The following is an 11,778-nucleotide window of genomic DNA, read 5'->3' as shown; positions in this document are numbered from 1 at the left end:
AAAATGATAGATGAAATTACAAGATACTCTGACGCTGATTTGGCAGAGTTCAAAGAAATAATCCAAAATAAAATACAAAAAGCACAAGCCGATCTGGATTTAATAAAAAGTGCTTACATGAATGATTTGAATAACGGAACAGATGATACTTCTCCAACTTTTAAAGCATTTGAAGAAGGAAGTGAAACAATGTCTAAAGAAGCGAACTCACAGTTGGCTATCAGACAGGAAAAATTCATCCGCGATCTAAAAAACGCATTATTCCGTGTAGAAAATAAAACATACGGTATTTGCAAAGTAACAGGTAAATTAATTGGCAAAGAAAGGCTTAAAATCGTTCCTCATGCAACAATGAGTATCGAAGCGAAGAACTTGCAGCGATAATAAATACTGAATGAAATAAGCGCTCCTTTTAGGGGCGTTTTTTTTGTTTAATGTTTTGTGGTAATGTGTTTAAACCTTTTGAAAGAATTTGATTATAATTAAAAAAGAAGAGCTAAAATTATAAGTCAATTTTTTGTAAGAAGTAAAAAGTATGCGATTTGGGGCAACGAAAAGTTTTTTTTAATTAGAACTACCTTGATTGTAGATAGCTCTAATTAAAAAATAAAAATAAAAACTAAGCTAAGTTTTTCTCTAGCTCTAATTTGTGTTTTTTTAATACAGCTCTTGTCATTCCTAAATTTGCCTTAGATGAATCTGCAGCAAGATAGATCATGAATTTTTTGTTTGGAGAAATATCGATAATGTGAATTTGATTCGAAAGGGTAATCAAAATATCTTCGATGTCCTGATTTAAATTTAAAGCTTTTACGGCGCTTAATTTTGCTTTTACAACTTCAAGATTATAGGCTGCTGCAAGTTCAGGATCGAACGCCGGATCAATTGTTAGATTTCCAAAGCTTAATCCTGATTCAATTTCGGTTACAGCTACCGCTATAAAGCCGTTTACGTTGGTTTTCATTTCATTTAAAAAAACGTTTAAAAAGTCGTTACTCATAGTTTAGGGTTGTTTTTGGGTTAATAGATTTATGTTATTTTAATAGGGAATTCTTACTTAATTCTGTAGCGACTTCATCAGTTGAGCGCATTAATAAACCCAGATTACTTCCGTCTTTCGAAAATGCAATTATAAAGTTGGTGCCGCTTATTTTATTTCCAATAACAACACCTTCCGAGGTTTTTAGAAATAGTTGTTTTAATGCTCCTTTATCTAAATCAATTAAGAATTTTTCGCTCATTGATAAGATAGCAGCGCTCATTGCGGCAACGCTATCTGCATAATCAATCTCTAATGATGTAATTAATTTTCCTTTTCCGTTTATTATTAATGCAGCAGAAGATTTAGTAGTAACCAGGAAGTTGTTTAGAGTAGATGTTATTTCAGTCATATTTGTAGGATTTAGGAAAACTGTTAAAATTAATTTATTTTGATGTCTATTGGTGAGAAATGTTGCTTTTCGATCTAAACAAGTGTTAATTTTTACTAACAAATATAAATTAAATTATGTATCATTGTAATACCAAATCATTAATAATTTTATTTATTTAACATAAAAAACTTACACAATGGCTAAAGTATTGAAATTCAAAGATGTAAACTCTGATGTTGAGCATAGAATGAAAGAATTTGAAAAAATCCGCGTTAAATTTAAGGCCGATGTAAAAAAGGCTGAGGCTAAAAAAGCAACGGCTGGAAAAGAAGGAAAAGGTTTGCTTAAGTCTATTTCTGAGTTTTTTAGTGATTCTCCAAAGACGCCAGCGCAGCCAAATAGTAAAAAATAAACCTCACATTAATGAATAAAAAAATAATTTAACACACTTAGGTGGGTGTTAGATCGAATTAACGCTCCTTTTGGGGCGTTTTTTTTGATTAAATTGTTACTTTTGCCCATCAAAATTTAATAAAATGTCATTACGAAAAGCGTATTTCCTTATATTCTTAGTTTTAATTGTTGATCAGCTTTCAAAAATATATGTAAAAACCAACTTTGTTTTAGGTGAAGAAGTGGTGGTTTTTGATTGGTTCAGGATTCATTTCATAGAAAATGAAGGAATGGCTTGGGGGACTAAAATACCAGGGCAATACGGAAAATTAATTTTGACTGTTTTTAGAATTTTCGCAGTATTCGGGATTGCATATTGGTTGTCTGATTCGATTAAGAGACGCCATTCTAGTTATTTGATCGTTGCAATTGCTTTAATTTTTGCAGGAGCAGCCGGAAATATAATCGATTCTGTTTTTTACGGAGTTATTTTTGACGGCAGTCAGGGTAATCTGGCAACATTGTTTTCGCCTGAACCTTACGGAACCTGGTTTCATGGTTTGGTAGTGGATATGTTTTATTTTCCTCTCTGGAGAGGTACTTTGCCAGCTTGGTTTCCTATTTGGGGAGGCGAACAGGTTTCTTTTTTTAATGCTATTTTTAATGTTGCCGATATGGCGATTTCTACAGGAGTTGGAATTTTGCTTTTCTTTAATAAAAGAGCTTTTCCTAAAACGTAGTTTTAAATTCCAAAATTTTTAAATTCCAAATTCCAATATTTGACGCATTAATTGCGCTTGGATATTAGAATTTGGAATTTTCATTTTCTGTATGCCGATATTAAATTTGGAATTTTTCTTTATTGAAATTTCATGTTATTGTTGTTCGAATTTGGAATTTCATTTTAACTAGAATTTATTTTTAATATTTATTGTGCTATTTTTACAATATAAAACTGAACTTATGCAAAGTCCGTCTTTTTCTATTTATGATGCATCTGCCGGTTCAGGAAAGACCTATACTTTGGTGAAAGAATATCTCAAGATTATTCTTTCTTCTCCTAAAAACGATGCTTATCGAAATATTCTTGCAATAACCTTTACTAACAAAGCGGTTCATGAAATGAAAAGCCGTATTGTGGGAAGTTTGTCTGAATTTGCCAAAGAAGAGCCTTCTGCCAAAGCAGTTGATTTAATGGAAGACTTGTCTCGTGATACGGGACTTTCGATTATTAAAATAAAAATAAAATCTCAAAATATAATAAAGCATCTGATTCATAATTATGCTGCTTTTGATATTTCTACAATCGATAAATTTACGCATAAAGTAATTCGTGCTTTTGCGCATGATCTTAATTTGCCTATGACTTTTGAGGTAACTTTAGATACGGAGAATTTATTGGTAGAAGCTGTTGATGCAATTATTGCGCAAGCCGGCCAGGATGAAACTTTGACAAAATTACTTATCGATTTTACGATGGAAAAAACCGACGATGATAAAAGTTGGGATATTTCGCGTGAGATTCTTGAAACCGGAAGATTGGTTTTGAATGAAAATAATCGAAATGAAATTTCGCATTTTCAGGATAAGTCTATCGAAGAATTTGTCATAATCAAAAAGAAAATCCTGGCTCTTTGTAAGGAGCTAGAGTCAGAAAATGAAAATTATGCTACAGAGGCGCTTTCTTTGATTGATAAAAACGGAATTGATTTAAAATCCTTTTCCCGCGGAACTTTTCCAAATCATTTAGAAAGTATTCGTGACGGAAAATTTAATCCCCGAAATAAAACCTTTCATGAGTTCGATGATATTGCGATTAACAAGACAGCAAAAGACAGGGTTTTAATCGAAAATATAATTCCGGAACTACTTCTGACTTTAGAAAAGATTTATAAGAATTTTGAAAAAAGAGATTTCTATAAAGCCTTTCTGAAAAATATAACGCCACTTTCTCTTCTGAATACGGTTAGTAATGAATTGGCTAAAATTCAATCAGAACAAAATATCTTATCAATTTCTGAATTTAATGCCATTATATATCGCGAAATTCAGAATCAGCCAGCTCCGTTTATTTATGAGCGTTTGGGCGAGAAATACCGTCATTTTTTTATTGATGAATTTCAGGATACTTCAGAGATGCAATGGCAAAATCTGATTCCGCTAATCGATAACTCTCTTTCGGGTATGGATGATTTAGGGAATAAAGGAACTTTGATGATTGTTGGTGATCCTAAACAGTCTATCTATCGTTGGAGAGGTGGAAAAGCAGAGCAGTTTATTGAATTAAGTAAAGAAGCGAATCCGTTTAATAATCCTGATAAAGAAATTAAGCATTTAAATACAAACTACAGAAGTTATAGTGAGGTAATTGATTTTAATAATGCTTTTTTCAAACTGATTTCGACCGAATTTTCAAATGAAGATTATAAAGATTTGTATGAAAATCATAGTTTTCAGAATTCGAATTCAAAAAAAGGAGGTTATGTAAATATTTCTTTTCTTCCAATAATAGAAAAAAATGATTTTGCAGAGGAAGAAGAAGTAGTCGAAAAATCAGATTTATATGTTTTGGCAACTTTAAATACAATTCAAAAAGTAGTTCGGGAAGGTTTTGAGTATAAAGATATTGTTATCCTAACGCGAAAAAGAGATCAGGGAATTGCGATTGCCAATTATTTGACAGAACAAAATATCCCGCTTTTGTCTTCAGAAACATTGATGATTCAAAATGCAACCGAAGTTCGTCTTATAGTTCATTTGTTGAAATATTTAAACAATAGTGCCGATTTAGAATCAAAAGCTAATTTTTTGCATTTTCTTGCTTCAAATAAAGAAATTCAGCTGCCGGTTCATGATTTTATAGCTCAGGGAATGGCGCAAAAGTTTGAAGTTGATTTTGAAAAATGGCTTTTGTCTTTTGATGTTTCTCTTTCTTTTGAAAATATTCGAAAAAAATCGCTTTACGAAGCGGTAGAAATTATCATTTCGAAATTTATTCCTCTTTCGGAAGGAAATGCCTACGTGCAGTTTTTTCTGGATATTGTTTTGGAAAGAGATATTAGAAATCAGGCAGGAATCGCAGACTTTCTTAATTATTGGGACAAAAATGCGCATAAATTTAGTATTCCGTCTCCGGAAGGAAATAATGCGGTTCGAATTATGACGATTCATAAATCAAAAGGATTAGAATTTCCGGTCGTAATAATGCCCTTTGCAGAAGAAGATTACAATCGAAAGCCTAAAGATAAGTTATGGCTCGATACTGAAGATGTAGATTTAGGAGTTCCAAAAGCCCTGATTGATAATAGTAGTGCCGTTGAAGGTTTTGGTGAAAGTGCTTCGGCTGTTTTTAATTTAAAAAAGCAGGAAGAATTACTGGATAATATTAATGTTTTGTATGTTGCGTTAACACGTGCAGAGGAACAATTGTATGTCATTTCTCAATCTTTAAAAGAGAGAAAAGACGGTGAATTCCCGAATAATATGGCCTCCTTTTTTATTAAATATTTAATTAATAAAGGGGTTTTTGATCCTGATAAATTAGAATATGAGTTTGGGGATAAGATCAGGCTTTCGAAATCAACGGAGTCAGTTGATTTGGTGAAAAATATTCCCGTTGTTTCAGAGGTTTTGAATCCGAAAAATATCAAAATAGCCCAAAGAGAATCCCTAATGTGGGGAACGCATCAGCAGGAAGCAATATCGTACGGGAATATAATTCACGAGATTTTAGCCTTTGTAAAAGATAAGTCGGATATTGATTTAGCGGTGACCAAAGCTCTGGAAAATGGATTGGTTACAATTGATAAGGTAGATATGGTTTTAAAATCGCTTCGGGAAATTGTAAATCATCCTGAATTAAGTTTTTGTTTTGATGGGAGTTACAGTATTTTGAATGAGCAGACAATCGTTCAGAAAGAAGGCAGGATATTAAAGCCGGATAGAATTGTTTTGACTCCTAACAAAGAAGCTTATCTTTTGGATTATAAAACTGGGGCAATAAATTCGAAATACACACAACAAATTCAAGAATATCAGGATGCTATTGAAGATTTAGGATACAAAGTGTTAAAAAAGGCTTTGGTGTATATAGGAACAGAAATCGATGTAGTAAATTTGTGAAGAAATTAATCACATGTTAAAGGTATATTTGGATCTTAACAGGTTTAAGTTGTTAATTTTTAACGTTTTAAATAAATAAAAATGTACGGTAAAATAAAAGAACATTTGCAAAGTGAGTTGCAAACTATTGAAGAAAACGGAATTTTTAAAAAAGAAAGAATTATAACTTCTGCTCAGGATGCTGAAATTACTATTTCGACAGGAGAAAGAGTTTTAAATTTTTGTGCTAACAATTACTTGGGGCTTTCGTCGCATCCTGAAGTAGTGCAGGCAGCAAAAGATGCCATGGATACGCATGGTTTCGGAATGTCGTCAGTGCGCTTTATTTGTGGAACTCAGGATATTCATAAAACATTAGAGAAAAAGATTGCTGATTTTTATGGTACAGAAGACACGATTCTTTATGCAGCAGCTTTTGATGCAAACGGAGGTGTTTTTGAACCTTTGTTAGGAGAAAATGATGCAATTATTTCAGATAGTTTAAATCATGCTTCTATTATTGATGGAGTTCGTTTGTGTAAAGCAGCGCGTTACCGTTATGAAAATAGTAATATGGAGGATCTTGAACAGCAATTAATAAAGGCAAATGAAGCTGGTGCTCGTTTTAAATTAATTGTTACGGATGGTGTTTTCTCTATGGACGGTCTTGTGGCGCCTTTAGATAAAATTTGTGATCTGGCAGATAAATACGATGCTATGGTTATGGTTGATGAATGTCATGCAGCCGGATTTATAGGGGCTACCGGAAAAGGTACACTTGAAGCAAAAGGAGTTATGGGAAGAGTTGATATTATAACCGGAACTCTTGGTAAAGCTCTTGGTGGAGCAATGGGAGGTTATACAACTGCTAAGAAAGAAATAATAGAATTATTACGTCAGCGTTCAAGACCTTATTTGTTTTCTAACTCATTGGCGCCGGCTATCGTTGGAGCATCTATAAAAGTTTTTGAGTTATTGGAAAAAGATACTTCTTTACGTGATAAATTAGAATGGAATACGAATTATTTCAAAGACGGAATGAAAAAAGCCGGATTTGATATTATTGATGGTGATTCTGCAATAGTTCCTGTGATGCTTTATGATGCAAAATTATCACAAACAATGGCCAATGAACTTTTAAAACAAGGGATTTATGTAATCGGATTCTTCTTTCCTGTTGTGCCAAAAGAAAAAGCCAGAATTAGGGTTCAATTATCTGCTGCTCATACCAAAGACCACTTAGATAGAGCTATAGCAGCCTTTATAGTTGTCGGAAAAATGTTAAAAGTTATATAATTTCCACATACGGAAATTTTTGTAGGTTTTTTTTAACATTTCATTTTGTATTTAAAAAATTTGGTGTTACTTTTGCTTGTAATTAACTAAATTGTAATTAAAAAAAATTAAGTATGAAACATCTTAACAAACTTTTAGTTGCTGTGATGATGGTGATGGGTTTAAGTTCTCACGCACAAGACAGTAACAATCCATGGGCTATCTCTTTTGGAGTTAATGCCGTTGACACTAGAACCAGTTCTGGATCTGGAAGTGGTTTCTTTCAACAACACTTTTCTCAGCCATTCGCTGTAAAAGACAACTGGAATATTCTTCCTTCTTTATCTTACATAGGTGTGTCTAGATATGTAGGTAGTGGTTTCTCTGTTGGTTTACAAGGATCTGTAAACAAAATTGATAAATTTGTTGTTTTTAATAATCCAAGCTTGATTAGTGATTCAAGAGGAAATGCTGTAGTAAATCCTGGCGATTTAATGTATTACGGAATTGATGCTACTATTAAGTATAGCTTCCAGGAATTAATTAAATCAAAAGTAATTGATCCTTCGTTATCTGTTGGTGGAGGTTATACTTTCTTTGGTGATAGTAGCTACGGAACAGTTAATCCAGGTGCTGGAATAACTTTCTGGTTTACAGATGCTATTGGTCTTGAGCTTGCTACAAGATACAAATGGGCAGTTAGTGGAGATAGAGTTGATGCTTCTGGAACTCCAGATGCTCCATCTCACTTTCAACACACTGCTGGTTTAGTTTTCAAATTCGGAGGTAAAGATACTGACGGAGACGGAATCTACGATAAAGATGATGCTTGTCCAGATGTTGCTGGTTTAAAACAATTCAACGGATGTCCTGATACTGACGGAGACGGAATCGTTGACGCTAGTGATGCTTGTCCAACTGAATTTGGTTTAGCTGCATTAAACGGATGTCCTGATAGAGACGGAGACGGAATCGCTGATAAAGATGATGCTTGTCCAGATGTTGCTGGTCCAAAACAATTCAACGGATGTCCTGATACTGACGGAGATGGTGTTCCAGACAAAGATGACAAATGTCCTACAGTTGCTGGTCCTAAAGAAAATGGTGGTTGTCCTTTCTTAGACGCTGACAAAGATGGTGTAGCTGATAAAGATGATGATTGTCCTACAGTTTACGGTCCTGCTTCTAACAGAGGTTGTCCTGAAGTAACTAACGAAGCTTTAGAAGATCTTAAAGTTCAAGCAAGAGCTATCTACTTTAACTCAGGAAAAGCTACTTTCAAAACTGGTGACAAAGAAACTCCAGCTAGATTAGATGCTATTAAAGAAATCCTTAAAAACTATCCAAACGCGAAATTCTCTATTGAAGGTCACACAGATAGCGATGGTTCTGACAAATTGAACCAAAAACTTTCTGAAGAAAGAGCTACTGCTGTTATGAACGCTTTGATCGAAAGAGGAGTAAACGTTGATAACTTAGTTTCTAAAGGTTTTGGAGAGTCTCAACCAGTTGCAAGTAACAAAACTGCTGCAGGTAAAGCACAAAACAGAAGAACAGAAATTAGACACATTGGTTCTAAATACCAAGGTAAAATCTAATTTACTTTCTAAATAAATACTAAAAGCCATTCTTAATTGAATGGCTTTTTTTATTTTTATCAAATGATAAATACTTCTTTTCTCGGAAAAATTGCAACCGTTATAATTCAGGATTATTCGGAGAGGCTTACTGAAACTACTATTGTTTTGCCAAACAAAAGAGCGAAAGTTTTTTTGATTGAAGCTTTAAAAAATGAAACTAAAAAGACTATTCTTTCTCCTGAGATCATTAGTATTGAAGACTTTGTGCAAGAAGTTGCTTCGATAAGATCTATAGATTCTATTGAGCTTTTGTTTGAGTTTTATGAAGTTTATCTTTCAGTAACAGAAAAGCAAAACCAGCAATCTTTTGAGCTGTTTGCCAATTGGGCTAAAACACTTTTGCAGGATTTTAATGAAATCGATCGCTACTTATTAGATCCTTCGCATGTTTTGTCTTATCTGAAAGATATAGAAGACATCAAAAAATGGGGAATAGAAGTCGAAAATAAAACTAAACTTTTAGAAAACTATATTGATTTCTGGAAACTTCTGCCTTTATATTATGATTCCCTTTATAATCATTTATTAAATAAATCAATAGGGTATCAGGGATTAATTTACAGAGAGGCTGTAAATAATCTTAATCACTTTTCGAATACCGTTTTAAACAGGACTTTTATTTTTGCCGGTTTTAATGCTTTAAATGCTGCCGAAGAAAAAATTGTGCAGCATCTTTTGGCACTTGATCAGGCTAAAATTTATTGGGATGTAGATCAGACTTTCTTAAATGATCCTTATCATGATGCGGGGCTTTTTGTTCGTCGTTTTAAAGAAAACTGGAAACATTATAAAAGCAATATTTTTGAGTGGATTGTAGATGATTTTTCGCAATCTAAAAATATTCAGGTAATAGGAACTCCTAAAACCATTGGTCAGGCCAAATTAGCCGGAAGTATAATTGAGAATATAATTCGTGAAAATCCTGCAACATCTCTTGATAAAGTTGCCATTGTACTTGGTGAGGAGAATTTATTAATGCCTGTTTTGTATTCATTACCCTCCTCTGTTGGGAGTTTGAATATTACAATGGGATATTCAGGAAAAAATAACCCTTCTCAGATACTGATTGCAAAATTATTTAAAATGCATACTAATGCGCTTTCGCGAAAAGGAGAAAGTTATGTTTTTTATTATAAGGATGTACTTGATATTTTAACGCACCCATTAGTCGAGCCTTATGCAAATGCAGGTAACTTAGTAAGGATTATTAAAGAAAACAATTATACTTTTATTACTCATAACCGAATTATTGAACTTAATTCTTATCCGTCCCAATTGTTTCAGTTGCTGTTTCAAAAATGGGAAAGCGGATCGATTGCGGTTCTTGAAAATGTATCGGCACTTTTACTTTTGATAAAAGAAAATTTTAACAATGATAATGAAGAGGAGAAAATTGCAAAAGCTTTTGTCTTTTCTGTTTTTAAAGTCATCAATAAACTGATTAATTACTACACACAACACAGCCATATTGATAATATTGACACTTTGCATGCGATTTATAAGCAAATTATAGATGTTGCTGAAGTTTCGTTTGAAGGAGAGCCTTTGCATGGACTGCAGATTATGGGGGTTCTTGAAAGCCGTGTTCTTGATTTTGATACCGTAATTGTAACTTCTATGAACGAAGGAAAGTTTCCTGCCGGAAAATCACAGAATTCATTTATTCCTTATGATGTAAAAAGAGAACTGGGTTTGCCAACTTTTAAAGAAAAAGATGCTATTTATACCTATCACTTTTATCATTTATTGCAAAGGGCTAAAAATATTTATCTGATTTATAATACCGAAAACGACGGATTGGATGCAGGAGAACGAAGTCGTTTTATCACGCAGCTTGAGGTCGAGAAGCAATCGAAACACAATCTGACGTTTGATATTTATAATCCTTTTTTGCCAACATCAGCTTATCAGCCAATGGTAGTTGAAAAATCTGATGCTGTGATGGAACGTTTGAAGGAAATTGCAACTGCTGGTTTTTCACCTTCGGCGCTGACAAGTTATATTCGAAATCCGATTGAGTTTTATTTTCAAAAAATACTTCGTATTCGTGAAGTAGAAGAGGTAGAAGAGAATATCGCATTAAACACATTAGGAACTATAATTCATGAAACTTTAAAAGCATTGTATGATCCTTTTGTGGGTAGATTCATTTCTGAAGCTGATATTTTAAATTGCTTCAAATTATTGGATGATGAAGTTCTTCGACAATTTAAGGTGGTTTATAAAGAAGGGGAAATTAAAAAAGGTCGTAATCTTTTGGCTTTTGAAGTTGCAAAAAGAAACGTTTCTAATTTCTTAAAAATGGAATTAGAATCAATCAAAAATGGAGATGCTGTTAAAATAATTGCTCTGGAAAAAACTTATGAACGTGAACTGAAACATCCAAATTTGCCATTTCCGGTTTTAATTAAAGGAAATGTCGATAGAATTGAATTGCGTAACGGGAAAATCAGAATTATCGATTATAAGACCGGTAAAGTCGAAAAAACGAGTGTTGTACTCAAATCGTGGAGTGGATTGACACAAGAGCTTAAAAATGATAAAATTATTCAGGTTTTGGCTTATGCTTTTATGTTTGAGAATGAAGCTGCGGGTTTGCCAATTGAAGTTGGAATTATTTCTTTTAAAAATTTAAAATCAGGTTTTCTTCCTTTTGGATTTAAAGAAGAAAAGGAATTGGATATGGTGGTTTCAAGAGAGATTTTGAATAGTTATCTGGAAGAAATTGTCTTATTGCTCACTGAAATATTTAATGTCAATATTCCTTTTGAGGAAAAAATAAATTAAGCCATCAGAAAGTTAGACAACATTTTCGAATTTTTTAAAACCACTTTAGTTATTAACTTAAGTGTTTGTGCTATTGCAGTTTTATTGGGTGGTTTTGATTATTTTTTTATTATGTTTCTGAGTTTCGGTTTTTTGATGAGTATTGGTTTCAAAGAATTATATAGAAAAAATGATTATGTGTTTTATTCGAATAACGGAATTTCAAAAAT

General features: G+C 33.0%; 9 protein-coding genes. 7 read left to right on the top strand and 2 right to left on the bottom strand.

Features of this window, described 5'->3' with window-relative positions; all coding sequences use genetic code 11:
• Positions 1-3 precede the first annotated feature (3 nt).
• Positions 4-384 (top strand): TraR/DksA family transcriptional regulator, encoded by a 381-nt coding sequence (locus LNP81_RS03860; RefSeq protein WP_007807070.1) that lies wholly within the window; start codon positions 4-6, stop codon positions 382-384.
• 235 nt (positions 385-619) lie between these two features.
• On the opposite strand, the gene LNP81_RS03855 is transcribed toward LNP81_RS03860, so the two are convergent.
• Both LNP81_RS03855 and LNP81_RS03850 read right to left on the bottom strand, forming a co-directional pair.
• On the bottom strand, positions 620-1,000 hold the full coding sequence (locus tag LNP81_RS03855; protein ID WP_230033589.1) for a hypothetical protein: 381 nt from the start codon (positions 998-1,000) through the stop codon (positions 620-622).
• A 34-nt stretch (positions 1,001-1,034) separates the two neighbouring features.
• The gene (locus LNP81_RS03850) at positions 1,035-1,391 is read right to left on the bottom strand and encodes a roadblock/LC7 domain-containing protein (RefSeq protein WP_230033587.1); all 357 of its coding nucleotides are present in this window, start codon (positions 1,389-1,391) and stop codon (positions 1,035-1,037) included.
• 178 nt (positions 1,392-1,569) lie between these two features.
• On the opposite strand from LNP81_RS03850, the gene LNP81_RS03845 reads away from it, so the two are divergent.
• The 6 genes from LNP81_RS03845 (at position 1,570) to LNP81_RS03820 (ending at position 11,569) form a co-directional block, all read left to right on the top strand.
• Positions 1,570-1,785 (top strand): hypothetical protein, encoded by a 216-nt coding sequence (locus tag LNP81_RS03845; protein WP_230033585.1) that lies wholly within the window; start codon positions 1,570-1,572, stop codon positions 1,783-1,785.
• Between the two features lie 124 nt (positions 1,786-1,909).
• Complete coding sequence (locus tag LNP81_RS03840) at positions 1,910-2,506, top strand: lipoprotein signal peptidase (protein WP_230033583.1); 597 nt, start codon at positions 1,910-1,912, stop codon at positions 2,504-2,506.
• A gap of 223 nt (positions 2,507-2,729) precedes the next feature.
• The gene (locus LNP81_RS03835; RefSeq protein WP_230033581.1) at positions 2,730-5,888 is read left to right on the top strand and encodes a UvrD-helicase domain-containing protein; all 3,159 of its coding nucleotides are present in this window, start codon (positions 2,730-2,732) and stop codon (positions 5,886-5,888) included.
• 81 nt (positions 5,889-5,969) lie between these two features.
• The gene (gene kbl / locus LNP81_RS03830; protein ID WP_230033579.1) at positions 5,970-7,163 is read left to right on the top strand and encodes a glycine C-acetyltransferase; all 1,194 of its coding nucleotides are present in this window, start codon (positions 5,970-5,972) and stop codon (positions 7,161-7,163) included.
• Positions 7,164-7,276: 113 nt separating this feature from the next.
• Positions 7,277-8,740, top strand: coding sequence for an OmpA family protein (locus LNP81_RS03825; RefSeq protein ID WP_230033578.1), 1,464 nt, complete (start codon positions 7,277-7,279; stop codon positions 8,738-8,740).
• Between the two features lie 63 nt (positions 8,741-8,803).
• Positions 8,804-11,569 (top strand): PD-(D/E)XK nuclease family protein, encoded by a 2,766-nt coding sequence (locus LNP81_RS03820; RefSeq protein ID WP_230033577.1) that lies wholly within the window; start codon positions 8,804-8,806, stop codon positions 11,567-11,569.
• Positions 11,570-11,778 lie beyond the last annotated feature (209 nt).

The organism is Flavobacterium piscisymbiosum (assembly GCF_020905295.1).
Classification (GTDB): Bacteria; Bacteroidota; Bacteroidia; order Flavobacteriales; family Flavobacteriaceae; genus Flavobacterium; species Flavobacterium piscisymbiosum.
The sequence above is the reverse complement of the archived record's forward strand: the minus strand, read 5'-3'. Positions and strand labels throughout refer to the sequence as shown.